This window comes from Streptomyces sp. BK340 (assembly GCF_007827595.1).
Classification (GTDB): domain Bacteria; phylum Actinomycetota; class Actinomycetes; order Streptomycetales; family Streptomycetaceae; genus Streptomyces.
The window spans coordinates 490,240-514,731 of sequence record NZ_VISR01000002.1 but is presented as its reverse complement, the minus strand read 5'-3'; the positions used below and the strand labels follow the sequence as shown (position 1 = coordinate 514,731).

General features: G+C 71.3%; 16 protein-coding genes. 4 read left to right on the top strand and 12 right to left on the bottom strand.

Annotated features, from left to right (window positions below):
* Positions 1-33: 33 nt before the first annotated feature.
* The 8 genes from FB157_RS05665 to rsmI form a co-directional block, all read right to left on the bottom strand.
* Complete coding sequence (locus tag FB157_RS05665) at positions 34-1,806, bottom strand: PQQ-binding-like beta-propeller repeat protein (RefSeq protein ID WP_145876533.1); 1,773 nt, start codon at positions 1,804-1,806, stop codon at positions 34-36.
* Between the two features lie 235 nt (positions 1,807-2,041).
* Positions 2,042-3,850 carry an ABC-F family ATP-binding cassette domain-containing protein gene (locus FB157_RS05660; protein WP_145876531.1) on the bottom strand — a complete coding sequence of 603 codons (1,809 nt, stop codon included), beginning with the start codon at positions 3,848-3,850 and terminating at the stop codon, positions 2,042-2,044.
* 82 nt (positions 3,851-3,932) lie between these two features.
* Positions 3,933-4,832, bottom strand: coding sequence for a 4-(cytidine 5'-diphospho)-2-C-methyl-D-erythritol kinase (locus tag FB157_RS05655; protein ID WP_145876530.1), 900 nt, complete (start codon positions 4,830-4,832; stop codon positions 3,933-3,935).
* Entirely contained in the window at positions 4,829-5,698 is an 870-nt protein-coding gene (rsmA, locus tag FB157_RS05650; protein ID WP_145876528.1) for a 16S rRNA (adenine(1518)-N(6)/adenine(1519)-N(6))-dimethyltransferase RsmA, read from the bottom strand. The genes FB157_RS05655 and rsmA overlap by 4 nt, the downstream gene beginning before the upstream one ends.
* A 187-nt stretch (positions 5,699-5,885) precedes the next feature.
* Entirely contained in the window at positions 5,886-7,250 is a 1,365-nt protein-coding gene (locus FB157_RS05645; protein WP_145876526.1) for a resuscitation-promoting factor, read from the bottom strand.
* A gap of 114 nt (positions 7,251-7,364) precedes the next feature.
* On the bottom strand, positions 7,365-8,243 hold the full coding sequence (locus FB157_RS05640) for a TatD family hydrolase (RefSeq protein ID WP_145876525.1): 879 nt from the start codon (positions 8,241-8,243) through the stop codon (positions 7,365-7,367).
* Between the two features lie 47 nt (positions 8,244-8,290).
* Positions 8,291-8,707 carry a hypothetical protein gene (locus FB157_RS05635; RefSeq protein WP_145876523.1) on the bottom strand — a complete coding sequence of 139 codons (417 nt, stop codon included), beginning with the start codon at positions 8,705-8,707 and terminating at the stop codon, positions 8,291-8,293.
* A gap of 361 nt (positions 8,708-9,068) precedes the next feature.
* On the bottom strand, positions 9,069-9,917 hold the full coding sequence (rsmI, locus tag FB157_RS05630; protein WP_145876522.1) for a 16S rRNA (cytidine(1402)-2'-O)-methyltransferase: 849 nt from the start codon (positions 9,915-9,917) through the stop codon (positions 9,069-9,071).
* A gap of 105 nt (positions 9,918-10,022) precedes the next feature.
* Between rsmI and FB157_RS05625 the strand changes: the two genes are divergently transcribed.
* Positions 10,023-11,771 carry a dolichyl-phosphate-mannose--protein mannosyltransferase gene (locus FB157_RS05625; RefSeq protein ID WP_145876520.1) on the top strand — a complete coding sequence of 583 codons (1,749 nt, stop codon included), beginning with the start codon at positions 10,023-10,025 and terminating at the stop codon, positions 11,769-11,771.
* A gap of 195 nt (positions 11,772-11,966) precedes the next feature.
* The gene (locus FB157_RS05620) at positions 11,967-12,371 is read left to right on the top strand and encodes a tetratricopeptide repeat protein (RefSeq protein WP_145876518.1); all 405 of its coding nucleotides are present in this window, start codon (positions 11,967-11,969) and stop codon (positions 12,369-12,371) included.
* Positions 12,372-12,494: 123 nt separating this feature from the next.
* On the opposite strand, the gene FB157_RS05615 is transcribed toward FB157_RS05620, so the two are convergent.
* From FB157_RS05615 to FB157_RS05605, 3 genes are all read right to left on the bottom strand, one after another.
* Entirely contained in the window at positions 12,495-12,992 is a 498-nt protein-coding gene (locus FB157_RS05615; RefSeq protein WP_145876516.1) for a hypothetical protein, read from the bottom strand.
* A 77-nt stretch (positions 12,993-13,069) separates the two neighbouring features.
* The gene (locus FB157_RS05610; RefSeq protein ID WP_145876514.1) at positions 13,070-17,539 is read right to left on the bottom strand and encodes a CHAT domain-containing protein; all 4,470 of its coding nucleotides are present in this window, start codon (positions 17,537-17,539) and stop codon (positions 13,070-13,072) included.
* A gap of 131 nt (positions 17,540-17,670) precedes the next feature.
* Positions 17,671-20,472 (bottom strand): SpoIIE family protein phosphatase, encoded by a 2,802-nt coding sequence (locus tag FB157_RS05605; protein WP_145876512.1) that lies wholly within the window; start codon positions 20,470-20,472, stop codon positions 17,671-17,673.
* A 198-nt stretch (positions 20,473-20,670) separates the two neighbouring features.
* On the opposite strand from FB157_RS05605, the gene FB157_RS05600 reads away from it, so the two are divergent.
* Entirely contained in the window at positions 20,671-22,338 is a 1,668-nt protein-coding gene (locus FB157_RS05600; protein ID WP_145876510.1) for a penicillin-binding transpeptidase domain-containing protein, read from the top strand.
* Positions 22,339-22,434: 96 nt separating this feature from the next.
* Complete coding sequence (locus FB157_RS05595) at positions 22,435-24,099, top strand: penicillin-binding transpeptidase domain-containing protein (RefSeq protein WP_145876509.1); 1,665 nt, start codon at positions 22,435-22,437, stop codon at positions 24,097-24,099.
* Between the two features lie 28 nt (positions 24,100-24,127).
* Here FB157_RS05595 and FB157_RS05590 read toward each other — a convergent pair whose 3' ends face one another.
* Complete coding sequence (locus FB157_RS05590; protein WP_145876507.1) at positions 24,128-24,466, bottom strand: SsgA family sporulation/cell division regulator; 339 nt, start codon at positions 24,464-24,466, stop codon at positions 24,128-24,130.
* Between the last annotated feature and the right edge of the window lie 26 nt (positions 24,467-24,492).

The following is a 24,492-nucleotide window of genomic DNA, read 5'->3' as shown; positions in this document are numbered from 1 at the left end:
ACGGCGGAAGGATGACGGGAGACGGGCCGGGACTCACTTGCCGAAGGCCATCATCAGCTTCTCCTTCGAGTCGTCGTTGCCGGACAACCGGGTGGAGGAGATGAAGAAACGCCCGTCGGCCCACTGGACGTCACCGTCGAAGAAGCCGTCCTCGATCTGCGCGGTGCCCGCCGGGTTCTGCAGCACCTTGGCCGGGGTGTGCGAGCCGCCGGAGATCGGGATCGACACGATCCGGCCGCCCGCGTCGTACGACGGGTGCACATACGCGATCAGCTTGCCGCCCTCGGTCCGCAGCGGGGACATCGACTCGTCCACGGGGGACTTGACGCGCCACTTCTGCTTGCCGTTGGCCAGGCTGACCGCGACGATCTCGTTGGCGCCGCTCGTGGTGTCGGTGGGCAGGTAGAGCGTGTCGCCGTCGACGGCGACGCCCTGGCAGCCCTGCAGGTCGCGTTCGAGGATCGCCCAGCCGCAGCGCGGGGCGAACTTCTCGTTCACCTTGACCTCCGAGCGGAACTTGCCGTCCTTGGTGAAGGTGGAGATGTTCCAGGCCTTCTTGCTCTCGTTGGTCAGGTAGACCACGAGCGGGTCGAGGGAGTACGTGCGCGCGACCGTCCAGCCCTTCTTGACCGGCTGCGTCCACTTCACCTTGCCGCTGGCCGGGTCGAGTTCCTGGATCTCGTCGTGCTCGTTGCTGCCGCCGGCGCCGCAGGAGGCGACCTGGACCAGCCGGCCCGTGCCGCCCGCGAACGCGGTCGGGAAGCAGTCCGTGCCGTACTTCTTCTTGTCGAACAGCTTGTGGCCGGTCTCGAGGTCGTACGCCGTGCCCGACTGCGAACGGCCCACCATCAGCGTCTTTCCGCTGATGCTCAGTTCGATGCTGATCGCGCTGTCGAACAGCGCGCCGTCGGCGACCTCTCCGCTCCAGCCCTTCTTGCCGGTGTTCAGGTCGATCTGCTGGATCTGGTTGCACTTGGCGCGGTCGCTGACGCCGCTCATGTACGCCACGACGATCTTGTCGTCGGCGGACTTGTCCGGGGTGACCGCGCAGATCTTCTGCGGGAAGGAGACGGGGTTCCAGGCCGGGTTGCCATTGCCGACGTCGTAGGCGACGAGCTGCTTGTACGCCGCCTTCACCGCCGTCTTGCCGGTGATCCACATGCCGGGCGCGTCGGCGCCGGAACCGGGGGCGTCGGGCGCGGTCTTGTACCAGAGCACCTTCGCCTCGCCGGGCTTGCGGCCGGCGTTGAGGTTCTCCGGGTCCGCACCGCCGTCGCCGCTGCCGTCACCGGGGTTGACCGGGTCGCCGGAGGACTGCTTGCCGTCGTCGCTCTTGTGGGCGACCGGCTTCTTGTCGCCGCCGTCCCCGCTCGTGACCGCGTAGACGGTGCCGCCGATGACGGCCAGCGCGGCCACCGCGGCACCGATGATGAGCGCCGTCCGTCCCTTGGACGCCGGCTTCCCGCCGTAGGGGGCGCCGGGCACGGTGCCGGGCGCGCCCGGGAACTGGGGCGGCTGCTGCGGGTAGTTGTAGCCGGGCTGGGCGGCGTACGGGCCGGGCTGCTGGGGCTGGGCGTACGGGCCGGGTGCGCCGGGGGCTCCGTACGGGCCCGGCTGGGCGTAGGGGCCGGGCTGCTGCGGGTAGCCGTAGCCGGGCTGGGGCTGCGGGGGCTGGGCCGGTGCCTGGGGCGGTTGGGCCGCCGGAGGCGGCGGCGACTGCGGGGCCCCGAATCCGCCGCCGTACGGCGGCTGGTCCTGCGGTGCTCCGAAGCCGCCCTGCGGCGGCTGGTTGGGCGGCTGAGTCATCAGCGCTCTTCCCCCTCGTTCACTGATTTTTAGCCACGCCCTGAGGTTCGTTCACGGACCCAAGGTCGTACTCAGACAGTTCTCAGACGGCTCTTTCTATCACCAAGGACAGACAGCAGACGGGGCCGTGCCCTCCCCTGTTCCCAAGGGAGGACCGGCCCGTGACGCCGTCGTTATGCGCCTTCACGCCCCCTTCACGCAGCGCACGCGCCCCCTGCGTGACATGCGGGAGGGATCAGGCGTCCTCCGCCAGTTCCAGCCAGCGCAGCTCCAGTTCCTCGCGCTCCGTGGCCAGATCGCGCAACTGGCCGTCCAGTTCGGCGACCTTCGCGAAGTCCGTTGCGTTCTCGGCGATCTGGGCGTGCAGCTTGGACTCCTTCTCGGAGACCTTGTCCAACTGGCGCTCGATCCGCTGGAGTTCCTTCTTGGCGGCGCGCTGGTCGGCGGCGCTCTTCTCGGACGTGTCCGGCTTGGGCGCCGTGGCGGCGGACTGTGCGGCGACCGCCTCCTCCATCCGCTGCCGCCGCTCCAGGTACTCGTCGATGCCGCGCGGCAGCATCCGCAGCGCGCCGTCGCCGAGGAGGGCGAACACCCGGTCCGTGGTGCGCTCCACGAAGAACCGGTCGTGGGAGATGACGATCATCGAGCCGGGCCAGCCGTCGAGGACGTCCTCCAGCTGGGTGAGGGTCTCGATGTCGAGGTCGTTGGTGGGCTCGTCGAGGAACAGGACGTTGGGCTCGTCCATGAGCAGGCGCAGCAGCTGCAGGCGCCGGCGCTCACCACCGGACAGGTCACCGACCGGCGTCCACTGCTTCTCCTTGCTGAAGCCGAACGTCTCGCACAGCTGGCCGGCGGTCAGCTCGCGCCCCTTGCCGAGGTCGACGCGCTCCCGGACCTGCTGCACGGCCTCCAGGACCCGCACGGCGGGGTCGAGTTCGGCGACCTCCTGGGAGAGGTAGGCGAGCTTGACGGTCTTCCCGACGGCGACCCGGCCGCCCGCCGGCTGCGTCTCGCCCTCGGTCCGCGCCGCCTCGGCCATGGCCCGCAGCAGAGAGGTCTTGCCGGCGCCGTTGACGCCGACGAGGCCGATGCGGTCGCCGGGGCCGAGCTGCCAGGTGACGTGCTTGAGCAGCACCTTGGGTCCGGCCTGCACGGTGACGTTCTCCAGGTCGAAGACCGTCTTGCCGAGGCGGGAGGACGCGAACTTCATCAGCTCGCTGCTGTCCCGGGGCGGCGGCACGTCCGCGATCAGCTCGTTGGCGGCCTCCACCCGGAAGCGCGGCTTGGAGGTACGCGCGGGCGCGCCGCGGCGCAGCCAGGCCAGCTCCTTGCGGATGAGGTTCTGCCGCTTGGCCTCCTCGGTCGCGGCGATCCGCTCGCGCTCCGCGCGCGCGAAGACGTAGTCGGAGTAGCCGCCCTCGTACTCGTGGACGTCACCGCGCTGCACGTCCCACATGCGGGTGCAGACCTGGTCGAGGAACCAGCGGTCGTGCGTCACGCAGACCAGCGCCGAGCGGCGGCTTTGCAGGTGCCGGGCCAGCCAGGAGATGCCCTCGACGTCGAGGTGGTTGGTGGGCTCGTCGAGGACGATCAGGTCCTGCTCCTCGATGAGCAGCTTGGCGAGCGCGATACGGCGCCGCTCACCACCGGACAGCGGCCCGATGACGGTGTCGAGCCCCTTCGGGAAGCCGGGCAGGTCGAGCCCGCCGAACAACCCGGTGAGCACGTCCCTGACCTTGGCGTTGCCGGCCCACTCGTGGTCGGCCATGTCGCCGATGACCTCGTGGCGGACGGTGGCCGCGGGGTCGAGGGAGTCGTGCTGGGTGAGCACGCCGAGGCGCAGCCCGCCGGAGTGGGTGACGCGTCCGGTGTCGGCCTCCTCCAGCTTGGCGAGCATCCGGATGAGCGTGGTCTTGCCGTCACCGTTGCGGCCCACCACACCGATCCGGTCGCCCTCGGACACACCGAGCGAGACACCGTCGAGCAGGGCACGGGTGCCGTACACCTTGCTGACGTTCTCGACATTGACCAGGTTGACGGCCATTTCACTCCTGCCAAGGGGGACGGATCGACCTTCCAGCGTAGTCGGCGGCGGCCGTGCCCCTTCCCGCCGCAGGTCAGCGCCCTCAGGCAGGCAGTACGGTCGCGCCGGACGCGGGCGCCGTCGCCGTGCGCACCGTGCGGCAGGTGCCGGAATTCCGCAGGACCTCGGCGACCTTCGACGCGGACTCCGCGTCACGGGCGAGGAAGGCCGTCGTGGGGCCCGAACCGGAGACGAGCGCGGCGAGCGCGCCCGCGCCGCGACCCGCGTCGAGGGTGTCGGCCAGCTCCGGGAAGAGGGAGAGCGCGGCGGGCTGCAGATCGTTGGAGACGGCGGCCGCGAGTGCTTCGGGGTCGCCCTTGGCGAGCGCGTCGAGCAGGTCGGCGGAGGCGGTCGGCTCGGGGATCGTACGGCCCTCGGCGAGACGGTCGAACTCGCGGAAGACGGCCGGGGTGGACAGCCCGCGCCCGGCCATGGCGAACACCCAGTGGAAGGTGCCGCCGACCTCGAGGGCGGTCAGCCGCTCACCGCGTCCGACACCGAGGGCCGCGCCTCCGACCAGGCTGAACGGCACGTCGCTGCCCAGATCGGCACAGATGGCGAGGAGTTCGCCGCGGGAGGCGCCGGCGCCCCAGAGCGCGTTGCACGCGACGAGCGCGCCCGCTCCGTCCGCACTGCCGCCCGCCATGCCGCCCGCGACCGGGATGTCCTTGGCGATGTGGATGTGCACGGCCGGCTCGATGCCCCGGCGCTCGGCGAGCGCGACGGCCGCGCGCGCGGCCAGGTTGGTGCCGTCCAGGGGGACCTCGCTCGCGTCCGGCCCCTCGCAGGTGATGCGCAGCTCGTCCGCCGGCGTGACGGTGACCTCGTCGTACAGACCGACCGCGAGGAACACGTTGGCCAGGTCGTGGAACCCGTCGGGGCGGGCCGCACCCACCGCCAGCTGGACGTTGACCTTCGCCGGTACCCGTACCGTCACGCTCACTTGCCCGCCTCCTTCTGCTCGGCGATCCGAGCGAACTCCTCGACCGTCAGCGACTCCCCGCGCGCCTGCGGCGAGATCCCGGCGGCGACCAGCGCCGCCTCGGCGGCCGGTGCGGACCCGGCCCAGCCGGCGAGCGCCGCGCGCAGGGTCTTCCTCCGCTGCGCGAACGCCGCGTCGACGACCGCGAAGACCTCGCGCCTCGAGGCCGTCGTCGTGAGCGGCTCGGCCCGCCGGACGAGCGAGACGAGCCCGCTGTCGACGTTCGGCGCGGGCCAGAAGACGTTGCGCCCGATGGCGCCGGCCCGCTTCACCTCGGCGTACCAGTTCGCCTTCACGGACGGGACGCCGTACACCTTGGAGCCCGGCGCGGCGGCCAGCCGGTCGGCGACCTCGGACTGCACCATCACGAGCGTCCGCTCGATGCTCGGGAAGGTTTCGAGCATGTGCAGCAGCACCGGTACGGCCACGTTGTACGGCAGGTTCGCCACCAGGGCCGTCGGCGGCGGTCCGGGCAGTTCGGTCACGTGCATGGCGTCGGAGTGCACCAGCGCGAACCGCTCGGCACGCTCCGGCATGCGCGCGGCGACCGTCGCGGGCAGCGCGGCGGCCAGCACGTCGTCGATCTCGACGGCGGTGACCCGGTCGGCGGCCTCCAGCAGCGCGAGCGTGAGGGAGCCGAGCCCCGGGCCGACCTCGACGACCACGTCGTCGGGGCGGACCTCGGCGGTACGGACGATACGGCGGACCGTGTTGGCGTCGATCACGAAGTTCTGGCCGCGCTGCTTGGTGGGACGGACACCGAGCGCTGCCGCGAGCTCACGGATGTCGGCGGGGCCGAGGAGGGCGTCGGGGGTGGGGCTGGTCACGGGACAAGGGTACGGGGGTGTGGATGCGGGGGTTGCCAGGGCATCGGTGCCGGCCGCGGCCGCGCAGGGTGCGTGTGCGGCCGACGGGGCCGCAACTCCTCGGGGGCGCGGGAACGTATCGATGTGCGGCTCCGCCGCACGGGCGCGACCGGACTCCACCGGCCCGCGCCCGCAGGGCGGCCCGCACTCACCTGTGCAGGCGAGCCCCGCAGTGCGGCCAGGGACTGGCCCCGGCGCGTACGTACAGCTTCTTCGCGCGGAACGTCTGCTCCTCCGCCGGCGCGTCCTGCGGGCGCCCGCTGCCGCCGAGGCTGTGCCAGGTGTGTGTGTCGAACTGGTAGAGCCCGCCGTAGCTCCCCGACGGGTCCACCGCGTGCGGACGGCCACCGGACTCGCACGCGGCCAGCCCGTGCCAGTCGAGGTGGTCGGCGCCCTGCACCGACTTCGGCCGGGGCTTGGTCCCCACCTTCACCAGCTCCTTGCTCGGCCCCCGCACCACCTCGGACTTCTCCTTGCGCGGCTTCTCCCGGACGCCGTTGACGGTGCGCAGGAGGTAGGTGATCCGGCGCAGCCCGGGCTGTCCGGGCCGTTCGATCACCTCGGTGCCCTTGAAGAGGGAGGGGTCCTCGGTCCGCTCGACCGCGAAGGGGATCTGCTCCTCGCGCACCTCCCTGACACCGGTCACCCGCAGCACGGTCACCGTCTGCCCGTCGCGCGGGAAGCTGTCGGCCGGGACGGAGGTGGTGTCCTGGCCGTGCAGGGTGATGCCGGCCTCCTCGACGGCCTCGCCGACGGTGGCCGCGTTGGTGCGGATCGTGCGGCTGCGGCCGTCCGCCATGACCGTGACCGCGCGCTCGGTGCGCACGTCCAGCGTGAGCCCGGCACGCCCGATGCTCCGGGAACGCGCGGCCGACAGGTACGCGCCCTCCGCGCGCACCCCCAGCTCCCTGAGCGCCTCGTCCACCGTGTGCGCCGTCGTCCACACCTCGCGCCGCCGGCCGTCCAGCGTGAGCCGCACGGGGCGCCCGTAGCGCACCGCGACCTCCTCGCCGCTGGCGAGCGCCGCTCCGGGGGCGGGGGCGACCACGTCGTGGGCTCCCACGCGCACGCCCTCCTCGGCCAGCAGCTCCGACACGTCGTCGGCGAAGGTGTGCAACGTGCGCTGTTCGCCGTCGACGCTCAGCTCGATCGCCTTGTCCTTGGCGACGAAGGCGGTGGTGCCGCCGGCCAGGAAGGCGACGACCAGCGCCTGCGGCAGCAGACGGCGCATCGCGGACTCCGGGCGCTCGGCGGAGCGCGCCCTGCGCCGGCGCGTCGCACGCCCGACCGCCTCCTCGGGCGCGGCGGGCTCCGGGATCACCGGTTCGGGAACGCGGTGCCCGCCCGCCACCTGCCGCGGCAACGGCAGCACCGGCTCGGTGACGAAGTACGCCTGGGCCTCGTAGGCGGGCCGGTAGGTGTCCTCGTACATCCCGTAGGGCAGCGTCTCCGCGGTGTGCACGGAGGCGTCATGGCCGTACGGGTCGTACGTCTCGTACTGCGGCTTGCTCACGCCGACACGCTCCAGAAGGCCAGAGGGGTCCGGATCGGGCCCCCAGAACCTAGCGGAGCGGATGTCACCGTCCAAAGCGACGCGACTACGTACTGTTGCGCGCCGAACCTGCGGTCAGTAGTCGAAGGCGCGTGCGGTGTTCGCTCCCAGGGCGGCCGCCAGGGTGTCCTCGTCGATGCCGTGCACGGCGGCCATCGCGCGCACCGTGACCGGAACCAGATACGGGGCGTTGGGCCGTCCGCGGTAGGGCGCCGGGGTCAGGAAGGGCGCGTCGGTCTCCACGAGGACCAGCTCCAGCGGGGCGACGGCGAGGGCGTCCCGGAGGTTCTGGGCGTTCTTGAAGGTGACGTTGCCGGCGAAGGACATGAAGTAGCCCTCGCGGGCACAGATCCCGGCCATCTCGGCGTCGCCGGAGTAGCAGTGGAAGACGGTGCGCTCGGGGGCGCCCTCCTCCTTCAGGACGCGCAGCACGTCGGCGTGGGCGTCGCGGTCGTGGATGACGAGGGCCTTGCCGTGCCGCTTGGCGATCTCGATGTGGGCCCGGAAGGACCGCTCCTGGGCGGCCTTGCCCTCGGGCCCGGTGCGGAAGTGGTCCAGCCCCGTCTCACCGACGCCCCTCACCTGGGGCAGACCGGCGAGCCGGTCGATCTCGGCGAGGGCGTCGTCCAGCGCCGCGTCACCGCCCGGCTGCCGGGCGCCCTGCCGGGACCAGCCGTCGGGGTCGCCGTGGACGATCCGCGGGGCCTCGTTGGGGTGCAGGGCGACGGTCGCGTGGACGTTCTCGTACGTCGCGGCCGTCTCTGCGGCCCACTGCGAGCCCTTGATGTCGCAGCCGACCTGGACGACCGTCGTCACACCCACCGAAGCGGCCTTCGCGAGGCCCTCCTCGACGGTGCCGGACTGCATGTCGAGGTGGGTGTGGGAGTCGGCCACGGGCACCCGGAGGGGCTCCGGGAGCGGCGGTGCCGCGTTCTTGTCGGCGTTCGAAGGCATGCCCCGATCCTACGAAAGGAGCATGCGTTCGAACGTCGGCGATGTGCTCAGCTCGCCCTGCGGTGGAACGGGTGCAGGAGATCGGACAGATGCCAGTGGTGGTGTTCCTTGGCCGGCGCGGCCGTCTCCGCCGCCTGCGGTGCCTCGCCCCGCGGCGCGCCGGCCCGCGGCGCCTGGTGGTGGTGCTGCGCCGCGCTGCGCACCGACGACACCTGTCCCGGCCGCATGATCCGGACGACGTGACCGTCGCAGTTCTGGCACGTCGGCCGGCTCAGCGGGGACGGCACGACCTGCTTGTCGGCCACGTACCTCACGAACTCATGGCCGTCGGCGTCCGTGTGGTGCTCTATCTCGTACGACTGCTCCCAGCCGTGCCCGCATCGCATGCAGGCGAACGAGTACGACTCGTGAACGACGGCTGTGGCCGTACCGCGGAGGCCGGTCTGCCCTGCGATCTCACTCATGCCAGCTCCTCTTGTCCGCTGGACACGGGACGGGTGCGTCCCTTCGACCAGTGGACGCCTTCACCGGAGCGAATGCATCAGGCCTGTCGAGTGTTGGAGGCGATTTGGTCGCCGCTTGCCAAATCGGCCGCGGGCGGGGGTCTGGTCTTTGCCTTCGGCGCCAGCCTTTTGCCCTCGCATGGGGCGCATGCTCAACCGAGAACGCCCCTGCTCAGAGGGCCTGTTCAGCAGGCGGGGGAAGCGCCCGAACGGGGCGCGGGGCTGCATCGGTATGCGGCTCCGCCGCGTGGGCGCGACCAGCTACGGCATACCGTCAGCCCGCCACAGACCGAACCCCCACGGCGCTCCCCGGACAGCCGCCTCACCCAGCGGAGCGCTTCGCAGCAACGACCGCGTCGAAAACGACCCGCTTCTGCAGTCCGGCCTCCACCGCCACCGCGGCGATCGCCTCCTTGCGCCGCTCCCCCGCCTCCTCCCGGACCCGCACCCGGCGCACCAGCTCCGCCGCGTCGAGTTCCTCGGGGCCGGATTCGGGCGCCCCTTCCACCACGACGGTGATCTCCCCGCGGACCCCCTCGGCGGCCCACCGCGCCAGCTCGTCCAGCGGCCCCCGCCGCACCTCCTCGTACGTCTTGGTCAGCTCACGGCACACGGCGGCCCGCCGCTCGGCGCCGAAGACCTCGGCCATGGCGGCGAGGGTGTCGTCGAGCCGGTGCGGGGCCTCGAAGTAGACGAGCGTCCGCCGCTCGCCGGCCACCTCCCGCAGCCGGGACAGCCGCTCCCCCGCCTTGCGCGGCAGGAAGCCCTCGAAGCAGAACCGGTCGACGGGAAGCCCGGACAGGGCGAGGGCGGTGAGCACGGCGGACGGCCCGGGGACGGCGGTGACCCGGATGTCCTTCTCCACGGCGGCCGCGACCAGCCGGTACCCCGGGTCCGAGACCGACGGCATCCCCGCGTCCGTGACGAGCAGCACCCGCGCGCCGCCGAGCAGCTCCTCGACCAGCTCGGGCGTCCGGGCGGCCTCGTTGCCCTCGAAGTACGACACCACGCGGCCCTTGGGGGTCACCCCCAGCGCCTGGGTGAGCCGGCGCAGCCGCCGTGTGTCCTCGGCGGCGACGACGTCGGCGCCCGCCAGCTCCTCGGCCAGCCGGGGCGGCGCGTCCGCGATGTCACCGATGGGGGTACCTGCCAGGACAAGGGTTCCAGTCACACCCCCATCCTCCCAGGACCGGCGAGGAGCGGAGAAAGCGACCGCATCCCGACCGGTACCTCACATGCACGGGACTCACACAGAACGGTTCCCTACGATGGCGCGGTGACCAGTACCGCGTCCTCCACGGACCTCCGGCAGGGCCAGGCACCGCACGACCAGCGGCCGTCGTGGCAGCAGCGGCTGCGCCGATTCGGCTACGCGCCCGCCAAGGACGCTCCCTCGGGCGATGTACGCGACCGGCTGGTGCCGCCGTACGCCGAGCCGAGTCCGCGCCTGTGGCAGGCGCTGGGCGTCCCGCCGGTCCTGGCGGAGCGGATCACCCGCTGGTCGGGCTGGATCGGTCCGCTGCTGGTGACGCTGATGGCGGGCGTGATGCGGTTCTGGAACCTGGGCAGCCCGCGCGCGGTGATATTCGACGAGACGTACTACGCCAAGGACGCCTGGGCGCTCGTCCACCGCGGGTACGAGGTCAACTGGGACAAGAACGCCAACGACCTGGTGCTGCAGACCCACGGCCATCTCACGATCCCCACGGACGCGGCGTACGTCGTGCATCCGCCGGTGGGCAAGTACGTCATCGGCCTGGGCGAGCTGATGTTCGGGTTCGACCCGTTCGGCTGGCGGTTCATGACGGCGCTGCTCGGGACGCTCTCCGTCCTGCTGCTGTGCCGGATCGGCCGCCGGATGTTCCGCTCCACGTTCCTCGGCTGTCTGGCGGGCGTGCTGATGGCGGTGGACGGCCTGCACTTCGTGATGAGCCGGACCTCGCTGCTCGACGGCGTGCTGATGTTCTTCGTCGTGGCCGCGTTCGGCTGCCTGGTCGTCGACCGGGACAGGTCACGGGAGAAACTGGCCGCCGCGCTGCCGGCCGGACCCGACGGCCGGGTACGCCCCGACGACCAGGTCGGCGACACCTTCCGCTTCGGCTGGCGGCCCTGGCGCTGGGGCGCCGGGCTGATGCTGGGCCTGGCCATCGGCACGAAGTGGAACGGCCTCTACATCCTGGCCGCGTTCTGCGTCATGGCGGTCCTCTGGGACGCGGGCGCCCGCAGGACGGCCGGCGCCCGGCGCCCTTACCTCGCGGCGCTCAAGTACGACACCGGCATCACGTTCCTCGCGACCTGGCCGGTGGCGCTCACCGTCTACCTGGTCTCCTGGACCGGCTGGATCCTCTCCCCAGCCGACGGCACCGGCGGCTACTTCCGCAACTGGGCGGCGACCGACGGCAGGGGCGGCAACTGGACCTTCCTGCCGGACTGGCTGCGCAGCCTGTGGCACTACGAGCACGAGGTGTACAAGTTCCACATCGGGCTGTCGTCCCCGCACACCTACCAGTCCAACCCGTGGAGCTGGATCGTGCTGGGCCGCCCGGTGTCGTACTTCTACGAGTCCCCCTCCCCCGGCGCCGACGGCTGCCCGGCCGACGCCGGCCAGAAGTGCGCCCGGGAGGTGCTGGCCATCGGCACACCGCTGCTGTGGTGGGCGGCCTGCTTCGCGCTCCTGTACGTGCTGTGGCGGTGGCTGCTGCGCCGCGACTGGCGGGCCGGCGCCATCGCCTGCGGGATCGCGGCCGGCTACCTGCCCTGGTTCATGTACCAGGAGCGGACGATCTTCCTCTTCTACGCGGTCGTCTTCCTGCCGTTCCTGTGCCTTGCCGTGGCCATGCTGATCGGCGCGATCATCGGCCCACCGGGCTCCACCGAGACCCGCCGCGTGATCGGCGCATCGGCAGCGGGCATCCTGGTCCTGCTGATCGCCTGGAACTTCATCTACTTCTGGCCGCTGTACACGGGCACGGCGATCCCGATCGACCAGTGGCGGTCGCGGATGTGGCTGGATACGTGGGTCTAGCTGTGTAGACCTTGCACGAGGGCACGGCCGGCGGCCGTGCCCTCGTGGTCGATGCTGGTCGTCATTGGCCGTCGCTGGCCGCCCTCGGACGGCCCAGAGACGGCCCAGCGAGATGAGCCAGCAGATGTACAGCGGGCTAAGTCCACTGTCCGTGACCTGCAGGTTTGCCTCTGAGCCCTCCTGCTGGGGGATGCCATGGCGGGAGACGCGGCCGGCGCCGCAACCGCATTCGAGGAGCTGCTGGCCGACCAGGTTCGGGTGCAGGGTGAGGACCACCCCCACACCCTGACCGCCCGCGGCCACCTCGCCTACTGGCGGGGGGAGACAGGAGACGCGGCCGGCGCCGCAGCCGCGCACGAGGAGCTGCTGGCCGACCGGGTTCGGGTGCAGGGCTCCGACCACCCCGACACCCTGATCGCCCGCAACAATCTCGCGTACTGGCGTGGGAAGGCGGGAGACGCATCCGGCGCCGCAACCGCGTACGAGCAGCTACTGGCCGACCGGCTGCGGGTACTGGGTGAGGACCACCCCGACACCCTGACCACCCGCAACAACCTCGCCTACTGGCAGGGGAAGGCAGGCGAGACACCTCAGGTCTGAAGGCCGGCGGGATCCGACGCCGCCCCCGAGCCTGACGGGCTGGGCGCACGGGTAGCGGGGTACTGGCGTACTCCTACCGTCCCGTTGCCCTCCACGGACGCCGCTCTCCATCGCACCGCAGGTCTACTGGCCACTGTCGCCGGTGTACGTCGCGATCAGCTTGCCCAGCAGCTTGCCCAGAACGCTGTCGCTGAGCGCCTTCTTGTGGACCTTGAACCGCCACTTCCCGGCGGTGGTGCGCTCCAGCTCCAGGTCGGTCTGCAGGGCCAGCACCACCAACGCGCCCACCCCGACCGTCACCGGGTCGAACCGCGACGGGGCGCTGAAGCCCTGCCGCGTCATCGCGATCGCGCGCTCCACCACCGGTGCCACGTCGGGCCTCTCTGCGGCCAGGTACGCCAGGGTGTCCCGCGCCAGCGCGCCCGGAGCCACTGGCCCGTCGGCCGTGGCGACGTTCGGTCCGGTCGCCCCCTCGATCTCGACGGGTTGCCCGGCGGCCTCGCTGATCTGGGCGTCCAGCTGCCGTGCCCGGGTCAGGTCGGGCAGGCGTCGGTCGCGGTCCAGGACCAGGGCGAGCACGGCGATCGCCTGCTCGTCGGTGAGTGCGTCAACCTCGGACACGTGCATGAGGGTCCTCCTGGGCGGGGTTCAGGCCTGCATCTGGAACTGATCAAGGAGAGGGGACGGAACGCAATGGCTCATTCGGCCAACACCGACAGCACTGCGTCGATCAGCGGACGCATTTCAGGATTCAGCCCGGCGGTCAGCGTGGGACTGCGGTCTCCGTCAAGGATCGCCCGCAGAGCACCGGCCAACGCCGCCAGCTCGGCATGCTCGCTCATCTGATCAAGGATCGGGCCGACGAACTCCGCGGCCGGCCGACTTCCCTGGGCGGCGGCCACCACGGTAGCCAGGAACTCCGGCATCCCCGCGCCGTCGCTCTCGTCGACGGAGTCGCCATGGTCGGCAATGGCCCAGAGCATGGGGGCGATCGGGTCCGAGCCGTCCAGCGCAGCCAGAGTCCGGGTCAGGATCACGGTGTCGATCTTGTCCAGGCCCGCGGCCAGCGCTGCCCGGTCACGGTCCCCGGCTCGCACTCGCCGCAGGACGGCCGCCAGGGCGGCCCAGTCCTGGGTCTGCGCGGAGGGGTCCAAGGCCCGGTCCAAGAACGCGGCGGCCTGCTCGCGTTGGTCCTCCTGGGTGCCGCCCGATTCATCCCTCTCGTTTCCGGGAGTGCCGACGGTGGCGACCAATGCGGAGACGACCGGCTCCCACATCTGCAGGTACCGGGGCATGTCGAGCACTTGCTCGGAGGGTATGGCGCGGGCCAGGGCCAGCACCTCGTCCAGCGCGGCCTGCTCATCTGCTGCGCGACGGGGAAGCCGGGCCGACAGGGCGGCAAGGTGGACCCCGTCGATCTGATCCACCATCGCGCACACCTGGTCGAAGGAGGCAGGCAGTGGTGGCACATCGGACCGGTGCAACAACCTCGCGATGGTGGCGAGCTGTCCGTGCAACAGGCCGGAGTTGGTCTGGTAGACGATGACGGCGCCGGCGAGTCGGTGCGCCCACGCCTGGTCGGTCTCGTGGGTGTATCTGTCGAGGAAGTTGGCCAGGTTGTGGTGACCGACCCCAATGGTGGTGATGTCGCCGGTCGTGTATGTCAGACGTAGAGCATCGCGCTGCAGGGCGATTGCTGCTTGACCGTGTCCCAGTTTGTCTTCGATATCGGCCAAGGCGCCGAGGTCTTTGGCGAGGCCGGTGATGTCGTGGTGGGCCTCGTCGATGTCTCGGCAACGCAGCAGCAGGGCACGGGCTTCATTCAGGCGGCCGAGGGCCCGTAGCGGGCCGTAGTCATTGAATGAGGCTTGGGCCACCTTCCATTCGGTGGCGCCCCGCTCCTTCATGACGCGTAAGTGTTCGGCGTTGAGGTCCAGGGCCAGCTGCCACTTCTCCAGGTCGCTCGCTGCGGAGCGGCCGGTGTCGAGGATGGCCTCGCGGACGTTCCACGGCTGGATGGTCTCGACTTGGTCGGACGGGTCGGGCAAAGTGGCCATGTGGGCCCGGATGTCGTCGACGGCGTCCAGGACCTCCCGACTGTGCCCCTGCAGCATGCGGATCTGCAACTGCCGACCCTCGATCGACAGTTGACTCCACGGTCCGTATCCGGCGGCGCGGCTGTCTTCCTGCATCTGATCAAGCAGGGTGAGCGCCTCCTCGAACCGGCTCATTTCCAGGTACCGGTTGGCCAGTTCGCCCGCGATGACCGCAGCGGCGTCGTGCTCACCGCGTTGCCGGACCAGGTCGTGCAGGCGACGCAGCTCGGGTTCGGCGTCGATGGGCCGCAGCCGGGCCAGGGCACGGGCGTGGGTGAACCCGCACCGGACCTCCAGGTTCGGGTCGGTGCCGACGGTGGCTTCGGCCGCGGCCTGCAAGAACGGCAGCAGCGCGGCCGCGGTGTCCGGTGACAAGTCACGGATCAGCACCTCGTCCAGGACGTTGACGAGAGCGCCCCAGGCACTGTTGCGAGCCAGGTACGGGGCTGCCGCCTTGGCCGCGTACAGGATGACCTCCCCCAGCCCCTCCCGCTCCCGCTCCAACCCACTTGCGAGAATGACCTGCCAGAGCCCGGCGGCGTTGGTGTCGATCAGGCGTGTGGTGTCGGGTGGGGTATGGCTGCGGACGGTTTCGGCGACCCCGGGATGGATCCGATAGCGCACCACCTCGTTCGTGCCGGGCTTGTTGTCGACGGCGACCAGGGCCTGCTCCAGCAACGGCCCCACCGTCACGTCGATGGAGGGAGCCGGGTCGGGATGCCCCAACTCCCGCCACAGAATCGGCCACACCGTGTCGACGACGACCGGGGTCCGGTCGTCGTCCTCCAGCCCGGCCAACAGCGTGAACAACGCCCCCGATGCCGTCGGCAACCGCTGGGCGGCCGCCCGGGTCCAGGTGGACAACACCTGGTAGTAATCCTGGTCACTGCCCTGGGGGTGGCCGGTGTCGAGGAAGTCCTGCAGCCGGATGCCGCGGGTCAGCCACGCGGTGTCGATCTCGTCCAGCCGGGCCGCCAACGTCACCGGGTCGGCGGCCTGCCCGTCGGCCAGTTCGATCAGCTTCGGGTGCCCCTGCACCACCGCCAGGACCCGAGCGGCCAAGCCCCGCCCGGACCGCGGGTCACGCCGGCCCCGGGTGGGGGTGTCGATCAGGGCTTTGAGGTGGGGCCACTCGCGGGCCAGGAGTACCGACTCCTGCAACGCCAGCGCGTGCACCGGCTCGGTCCGCACCCCTGCCGGCAGACCGGCGGGGCAGGTCCGGGAGGTGAGGATCACCCGGGACAGGCCGTCGGGGACCGTGACCGCCTCGATGAGCAGCCGCCACCGCTCGTCCCGCCATTTCCCGTCGCTCGTGAGCAGGGACTCCAGGTTGTCCAGCACCAGCAACACCCGGTTCCGTTCGAGGAACTCGGTCAGCGTGGGCAGAAACTCTGTCAGCCGGGGAATGCTGTCGGCCAGGTGCATCAGCCGCAGGCCGGGGATCTGCGCCTCCAGGTCCGCCGCCACAGTGGTGAACGCCGCCGCGATGTCCTGATCCTGCTGCGGGGCCTGATGCCAGACCAGCAGCTGGAAGGCCTCCTGGTGGGCGTAGGCCAGTTCCACCGCGCAGGCGGTCTTGCCCGCCCCGGCCATCCCGTGGAACAGCACCCCCGCCACCTTCGAGCGGGGGGCCAGGGCAGTGGCGGCCCGGGTCATCGGCCCGACCCGGCCCACGAAGCGGGCCGGCTGGTCCGGGAACCGCGCCAGCTTTACCCGCTCGGCCTGGAACACCAGCGGCTCGCCCTCGGGGGCGATCAGCTCCAGGCCCAGCGCGCGGTTCCCGAACAGCGCCGGAGTGGCCGCCGACAACGCCGGCACTCCTGACGTCGGTTCCGGGGGGATCACTCGGGTCGGGGTCGAGGTCAGGGTCAAGGTCAGCCCGAGCGCCCGGTCGACCGGCTGGCCCTTGCCCAGAACCAGGTCGTAGAACCGCTCCGCCAGTCCGATCGCGAAGTCGTCCGCGACCGGGTAACGCATCGCCAGCACCGCGGCATCGACCCGGTCCACCAACGAGGTGGCCAGCACCGACAGCCCCGCGTCGTCACCTTGCCAGGGGCTCTGCCCGGCACCGTCGGTGGGACGAGGCGGTGACGTGGAACCGGTCAGGCCATGCCCGGGGACTCCCCAACTGCGCTCCGCACCGTCACCCGGAGGCGTCCCGTCCGGGCCGCGCCCCGGCTCGCCGCCCCCAGGGGGTGTCAGGCCGAGGAGGCGCAGATGATCCTCAGCGGTCAGCGCCGCCGACTCGCACGCCGACAGCGTGATCAGCTTCAGATGGTCACTCGCAGCGCCGATCAGATCGACCAGGTCGTCCGTCTCGATCAGATCGCGGCGGCCGGTGTCGTCCTCGAGCACCAGTCCGGCGGGCAGGCCGTGCCCGGACATGTGCAGGACGTCCCACCCCTCCGCCTCGAGCAGGGCCGCCTCCAGCCGGCGCCGGGTGGCGCCGTACTGCAGCACCCGTAACTCCACCGCCCGGCCATTCGTCTTCGCGATGTCGTTGACCAGCCGAGCCAGGGCGTACCGCTCCCGGCGCAGATTCAACGCGGTGGTGTCCTCGGGCAGGCTGAACACGGCCAGCATCCGCAGCTTCTCGCCGACCGGGCGCTTCTCCGTCGGTGGCCGTCCGAGCGGATCGGTCACGAACGTCACCTTCGACTCGGCGAGCGTCCGGCCGTGCACCCGGGCGGCCTGCCACGGCCGATACGCCAGCATCTGCCCCGGCCCCGGCGGCACCACCAGGTGCACCGGTCCCGGACGCCGTGCCAGCTCCTGCGCCACGCCGCGGCCGAGTGCCCACTCCGTGATCCACTCCCCGACCTCGGTCAGCAGCTCGGCCTCGTGCTCCAGCCGCCGGTCGATCGCGGCCCGCCACCGCAGGAACCACTCCAGGTCCGTGAACCCCTCCCACCCCGGCGCGTCCCGTCCTCCCGGCGCCTCCAGATCCACCTCGTGATCCGCCAGGAACTCGCCCCCCGGTCCCGACAGCAGCCACCGCCACCGCGACGGCCCCGCCCAGTCCTTGACCTCCAGCCGCAGGGCCTGCCGGCCCCTGGCACCCGATGCCGGCATGTGCCACCCCTCCCTCACCCCGGCGCGCCCGACATCACAGAACTGACGGTTCGCCACTTCATATTGTCTCGTGGTGATTCGTCCCGGAGCAAGGAGCGCGCGCCCCTCACAGACCCATGGGAGCCCCTGACTCAGAGGCCGGGATCATCGAACTGTTCGAGAAGGAAGTCGACCGGCGCGAGGCCCGCGGCAGCGGACGCGCCGTCGTGAAGGAACTGCTCCGTCCAGATGACCTTGCCGCGGGTGGTGTACCGCGTCCCCCATCGCTGGGCGAACTGTGCCACCAGGAACAGCCCCCGCCCGCCTTCGTCGGTGGTCGCCGCCCGCCGCATGCGCGGCGAGGTGCCGCTTCCGTCCGAGACCTCGCAGATCAGACAGCGTCCATGGAGCAGCCGTACGCCGACCGGCGGCGAGCCGTACCGGATCGCGTTCGTGACCAGCTCGCTGACGATCAGCTCCGTGGCGAATGCGGCCTCCTCCAGCCCCCACTGCAGCAACGTGTCGCGGCAGCGCGCCCGCACCGAGGGCACCACCGCCGGGTCCTGCGGCACATCCCACATGGCCACGTCCGAGCGCGGGAACCTACGGGTACGCGCCGCCAGCAGCGCGATGTCGTCGGAGGTGTGTGCCGGCTTCAAGGAGTCGATCACCGCCTGACACGTCTCCTCCGGCGTGCGGCCACCGGACCCGCCCAGCGCCCGGCGCAGCCGCTCCATCCCGACGTCGATGTCGTGGGTGCGGTCCTCCACGAGGCCGTCGGTGTACAGCACCAGTTGCGAGCCCTCCGGCAGGGACAGCTCCACGGTCTCGAAGGGGTAGCCGCCCAGGCCGAGCGGCGCCGAGGCCGGCACGCCGGGACAGGTGACCGTCCCGTCCGGGCGCACCACCACAGGCTCCGGATGCCCCGCACGGGCCATCGTGCAGACCTCCGTCACCGGGTCGTAGACCGCGTAGAGGCAGGTCGCTCCGGTCACGCCCTCCCCCTCGTGGCCTTCTGCCGCATCGCCCGGGTCCTCCTCGTTGTCCATGCGGACGACCAGGTCGTCCAGGTTCCCGAGCACCTCGTCCACGGGCAGGTCCAGGGTGGAGAAGTTGTGCACCGCGGTGCGCAGCCGGCCCATCGTCGCCGCCGCGTGCACCCCGTGGCCGACGACATCACCCATCACCACAGCCACGCGAGCGCCCGGGAGCGGGATGACGTCGAACCAGTCCCCGCCCACCCCCGCCTCCGCGGGCATGTAGCGCCAGGCCACCTCCAGTGCGTCCTGCTCCGGCTGTCGCCGCGGCAGCAGGCTGCGCTGCAGCGTCACCGCCATCGCGTGCTCCCGGGTGAACCTCCGGGCGTTGTCGATGGCCACCGCGGCCCGGGCGGCCAGTTCCTCCGCGAAGGTGAGATCCTCCGGCTCGAACGCCGGGGAATCCGCCGTCCGGTAGAAGTTCGCCACGCCCAGCGGTACGTTCCGCGCCCGTAGCGGCACGGCCACCAGCGAACGCAACCCGCACTCCAGGGCCTTGCGGGCGCGCTCCGGATCCTGTCCCCGCCAGCCGTCCGCCTGCCGCAGGTCCTCCTCCAGCACGACCCGTCGTTCCTGCAGTGACCGCATCTGCGGCGTTCGGTGCGAGAAAGTGATCACTTCGCCGAGCGGATACACCGGCAGCATCCGCTGCTCGCCGCCGATCGCCGTCCGGCGCAGATGCCGCCAGCCCTCCGCCGTGGGCTCCCAGCCGCGCAGCACCGCTTCGAGCAGGTCCACCGTCACGAGGTCGGCGAACTGCGGCGCCGCCACGTCGGCCAGCTCCTGGGCCGTACGCTCCACATCCAGCATGGTCCCGATCCCCACCCCGGCCTCGTACAGCAGCTGCAGCCGCTCCCGCGCGATGTCGGCCCGCCCCGAGACCGCCGCCAGTTCCGTGGTGTCCCGCAGGGTCACCACACTGCCGTCCAGGTCTGCCTCCGGGTACGTCGGCCGCTTGTTCACCGCCAGCAGCCGGTCCCCCGCGAGACGGACCTCGTCGGTGACCGCATCCGGCGACGACAGCAGACGCATGATCGGCTCCGGCAGTCCCAGCTCCGCCGCCGGGCGCCCCCGCGCGTCCGCCGGCAGTCCGAGCAGCCGTACCGCCTCGTCGTTGGCCAGCAGCAGTCGTCCGTCGGCGTCGGTGATCAGCACTCCTTCCCGCACCGCGTGCAGGACCGCGTCGTGGTGTCTGTACAGCTCCGCCAGCTCCACCGGGGACAGGCCGTGCGTCTGGCGCCGCAGCCGCCGGGACACCAGCGTCGTTCCGGTCACGGCCAGCGCCAGCGCGGCCACGCCGCTGCCCAGGATGATCGGCAGTTCCGGCAGCCACAGCCCGGTCACGTTCCTGACCGTGATTCCGGCGGAGACCAGGCCGACCACCTTGCCGTGCGAGTCGGTCACCGGGACCACCGCCTGCACGTCCGTCCCCCTGCCTGCGGGCAGCGGCGGCCCGCCGGCCTGCTCGACGACGGTACGGCCTTGCAGAGCCGGTCCGATGGTGCCGACGAATTTCTTCCCGATCTCCCGCGGGTAGGGATACGTGTAACGAATCCCCTCCGTGTTCATGGCGATGACGAAGTCCACGCCCGCGCGCTTGCGCGCCTGCTCGGCCCGAGGCTGGAGCACCGCCGTCGGGTCCGGGCTCCGCAGCGCCTCGGCCACGCCGGGAGCACTCGCGAACGACTGCGCCGCGATGATCGACTCCCTGCGCCCCCGCTGCAAGGCGTCACTTGCCGTCTGGAGCACCATGGCCACCACCGCGGCCACGACCAGCAGGACCACGATCAGAACCTGGAGAAGGAACACCTGACCGGCCGCGGCGCGCGGGTCCAGCAGGGAGGCGCGACGTGCGCGCGGGCCCCCGACGGGCGGATGACGTTCCGGACCCCGAGGGTGCCCGGAAAATAGCTCCATACACCCTTGATAACACTGCTGCCAGGAATATCGACATTTCCCCGTCGCCACCGCACGCGGCCGAGCGGCCGCTTCGCCGACGTCTCTGTTCGGACAACAATCGGCAACTCCGGCCACAGGCGCCCCACAACCGCTTACAGTTCCTCTGCGACGTGTTTTTGAACGCGTTCAACGGGGAAAACGGGGAGGATTCGCGCAATGCGCAGGGGAGTCAAGGGTGCCGTCATAGGCGGCGTGTGTGCGGTCGTGCTGGGCGGTGCCGGGTACGGCGCGTACAACTTCGTGTCCGCGCTGAACGGCGACGGGGGCACGGGCGGCGGCGGCCCGGCCGTCGTGAAGAGCGGTCCGCCGAGCGGCACGGAGGTCAAGGAGACGGCAGCGAAGTTCTTCGCCGCCTGGGAGAAGGGGGACGCCTCTACCGCGGCGGGATACACCGACTTCCCCGAGGCGGCGCGGGAGCTGCTGACGGCATACGGGGGCGACGCGCACATCACCAAGGTGCACATCACGCCCGGCACGGCCACCGGCACGACCGTTCCTTTCACGGTCAGGGCAACGGTGTCGTACGAGGGGAAGAGCCGGCCGCTCGGCTACGAGAGCCGCCTGGACGTCGTGCGCGGAAAGACCTCGTACCGGCCGCTGGTCGACTGGCAGCCCTCCGTCGTGCATCCGCGGCTGCAGAAGGGGGACACGCTGACGACGGGCGAGTCCTCGACCGCGCCGATCGAGGCCGTCGACCGGGACGGAAAGGTGCTCACGCCGCAGAAGTACCCGTCCCTCGGCCCGATCCTGGACGAGCTGCGCAAACGGTACGGCGACAAGACGGGCGGCCGGGCCGGTGTGGAGCTGGTGATACGCCACGGGGGCGCAGGAGCAGGGGAAACGGACGGATCAGGAGAAGCGGGGAGTGGCGCCGCCGACACCACCCTCCTGACCCTCGCCAAGGGGCGGCCCGGCAAGCTGCACACGACGCTCAGCGCGAGCGCCCAGGCGGCGGCCGAGGCCGCCGTGGAGAAGTACGCCGATTCCTCCCTCGTGGCCGTCAAGCCCAGCACGGGCGAGATCCTGGCCGTCGCCAACCACCGCGACGACGGCTTCGACGCGGCCCTCCTCGGTGAGCGCCCGCCCGGCTCCACCATGAAGATCATCAGTGCGGCCGCCCTCATCGACAACGGCCTGACCACCGCGAACGGACCGGCGCCCTGCCCGCCGTCCGCCGTCTGGCAGAGCCAGACCTTCCAGAACCTCAAGGGCCTCACCCCGGACGAGCACGCCACGCTCTCCGACAGCTTCGCGCGCTCCTGCAACACGGCGTTCATCAAGTTCGCGGACGAGGTCGAGGTGGACACCCTCACCAAGGAGGCCCAGGAGCGGTTCGGGCTGGGGCAGAACAACTGGCAGATCGGCGTCCCGTCCTTCGACGGCCGGGTCCCCGCCGCCGGCGGCCCGGACACCGCCGCCGCGCTGATCGGCCAGGGCCAGGTCCAGATGAGCCCGCTGAACATGGCCTCCGTGACGGCGACCGCGACGACCGGCACCTTCCGGCAGCCCGTGATCGTGCCACTGGGCCTGGACCACCGCGAACCGGCACAAGCGCGCGGGCTGTCCCCGAGCACGGTCCAGCAGCTGCGCGCCATGATGAATCGCACAGCGACCAGTGGCACCGCAGCAGGTGTCATGTCCGGGCTCAGTGGGAACATCGGTGCGAAGACCGGCTCGGCGGAGGCCGACGGGCAGGCGAAGTCGGACAGTTGGTTCACGGGGTACCGGGGCGACGTCGCCGCCGCGGCCATGGTCCAGGACGGCGGTCACGGCATCGACGCGGCCGGGCCGATTGTCGCAAGCGTGCTACGGAATGCGGGCTGATATCACCCACAAAGGCGGGGACCTTAGTGTGGGTGCCGTCGTTGGGGAGTGTGGGGGCTGCGGGGACCCTGGGGAAGGCGCGGAGGAACTGAGGAAGTGGGCAAGAGAAGGCGCGTCGCCGAGCGACGGAAGACCAACCCCGCCGTGCTCGGCGGGATGATCGCCGTGGTCGTCGGCGGCGCCGGGTTCGGCGTCTACGCGCTCACCGACGGCGGCGCGGCGGCCGACGAGCGGACGTCCGCTTCCGACCACAAGGCCGTGAAGACCGGCCCGCTCACCGCCGCCGAGGTCCGCACGGCCTCGACGCGCTTCCTCACCGCCTGGCGGCAGGGCCGTCCCGCCGAGGCTGCGGCGGCCACCGACGACCCGTCCGCCGCCACCGCACTGCTCGCCGGGTACACCAAGGACGCCCACCTGAAGGACGTCACGCTCACCGCCGGCACCGCCACCGGCGCCGAGGTGCCGTTCTCCGTCAAGGCGACGGTGTCGTACCAGAGCCTCAGCAAGCCGCTCGCGTACAGCAGTTCGCTCACCGTGGTGCGGCGGCGCAGCGACGGAAAGCCGCTGGTCGACTGGCACGCCTCGGTGGTCCACCCGGACCTGAAGGACGGCGACAAGCTCGTCACCGGCGAGTCCGGCACCCCGCCGATCAAGGCGCTGGACCGCGACGGCGGGGAGCTGACGGCTGCCGAGTACCCGTCGCTGGGCACGGTCCTGGACGGGCTGCGGGAGAAGTACGGCAAGAAGGCGGGCGGCAAGGCGGGCGTGGAGCTGCGCGTGGTGCGCGGCAAGGCGTCGGAGGCGGCCAAGCTGTCCGACAAGACGCTCGTGGAGCTGAGCAAGGGCACGCCGGGCACGGTGAAGACGACGCTGAGCCCGAAGCTGCAGGCCGCCGCCGAGAACCAGGTCGGCAAGCGGCCGCGGGCCTCGGTGGTGGTCCTGCGTCCGTCGACCGGTGAGATCCTCGCGGTCGCCAACAACGGGCACGGCTTCAACACCGCCTTCCAGGGCTCCCTGGCGCCCGGCTCCACGATGAAGATCGTGACGTCGACGATGCTGTTCGAGAAGAAGCTCGTCACGCCCGACGCGTCGCACCCCTGCCCCAAGACGTACAAGCTCGCCGGCTGGACGTTCCACAACGACGCCGACTCCGAGATCAAGAAGGGCACGTTCAAGCTGAGCTTCGGGGCCTCCTGCAACAACGCCTTCATCAATTTCGCGCCGAAGCTGTCCAACAGCGACCTGACGAAGGAGGCCCAGGAGGTCTACGGCCTCGGCCTGAACAACTGGGCCATCGGCGTCCCGTCGTTCGACGGCTCCGTCCCGGTGCAGAGCGGCGCGCAGATGGGCGCCTCGCTGATCGGGCAGGGCGGGGTGCGCATGAACCCGCTGAACATGGCGTCGGTGGCGGCGACGGTGGAGTCGGGCGTCTTCAGCCAGCCGTACCTGGTGGCCCCGACGGTGGACGGGCGCACGCCGGCGAAGGCCTCGCGCACCATGTCGTCGAAGACGCAGGCCCAGCTGAAGGACGTCATGCAGTACACGGCGGCGTACGGCACGGCGGCCAAGGCGATGTCGGGCCTCGGCCCGGACTACGGGGCCAAGACGGGCTCCGCCGAGGTCGACGGCCAGAAGAAGCCGAACGGCTGGCTCACCGCGTACCGCGGCGACCTCGCCGCGGCGGGCGTGGTCCAGGCGGGCGGCCACGGCGGCGACACGGCCGGGCCGATCGTCGCGGCGCTGCTGAAGATGGGCGGCTGATCAGGGCGGCAGGGCGGTCCGGGAGGCGTCAGCGGCCGACGGGCTCGGCGGTGTAGGTCCGGCGCAGGAACCGGAGCAGCGCCTTCGACTCGAACTGCACCACCTCCACGCCGTGCGCGGAGTGGAACTCCACCACGGCCTGGACGCGCCCGCAGGGCCACACGCGTACGTCGCCGCTCTCGGCCGGCGTCCGCAGCCCCTGTTCGAGCAGCGCGCGGGAGAAGGTCCATTCGTGCGGTCCGGGCAGGCCGACCCGGACGGATCGTGGATCTGCGTCGGAGTCGTACCGCAGCATGACGGGTACGGCTCCCGGGTCCTCCTCGTCCGTGACGATATGGGCGCGCGCGTACTGCTCGACTACAGACATCGGACCGCCCTCTCACGTTCTGTGAC

Excerpts from the sequence above, each read along its gene's own strand:
- FB157_RS05665 (WP_145876533.1), bottom strand. The coding sequence starts at position 1,806 with ATGACTCAGCCGCCCAACCAGCCGCCGCAGGGCGGCTTCGGAGCACCG.
- FB157_RS05660 (WP_145876531.1), bottom strand. The coding sequence starts at position 3,850 with ATGGCCGTCAACCTGGTCAATGTCGAGAACGTCAGCAAGGTGTACGGC.
- FB157_RS05640 (WP_145876525.1), bottom strand. The coding sequence starts at position 8,243 with ATGCCTTCGAACGCCGACAAGAACGCGGCACCGCCGCTCCCGGAGCCC.
- FB157_RS05635 (WP_145876523.1), bottom strand. The coding sequence starts at position 8,707 with ATGAGTGAGATCGCAGGGCAGACCGGCCTCCGCGGTACGGCCACAGCC.
- FB157_RS05620 (WP_145876518.1), top strand. The coding sequence starts at position 11,967 with ATGGCGGGAGACGCGGCCGGCGCCGCAACCGCATTCGAGGAGCTGCTG.
- FB157_RS05610 (WP_145876514.1), bottom strand. The coding sequence starts at position 17,539 with ATGCCGGCATCGGGTGCCAGGGGCCGGCAGGCCCTGCGGCTGGAGGTC.
- FB157_RS05605 (WP_145876512.1), bottom strand. The coding sequence starts at position 20,472 with ATGGAGCTATTTTCCGGGCACCCTCGGGGTCCGGAACGTCATCCGCCC.
- FB157_RS05600 (WP_145876510.1), top strand. The coding sequence starts at position 20,671 with ATGCGCAGGGGAGTCAAGGGTGCCGTCATAGGCGGCGTGTGTGCGGTC.
- FB157_RS05590 (WP_145876507.1), bottom strand. The coding sequence starts at position 24,466 with ATGTCTGTAGTCGAGCAGTACGCGCGCGCCCATATCGTCACGGACGAG.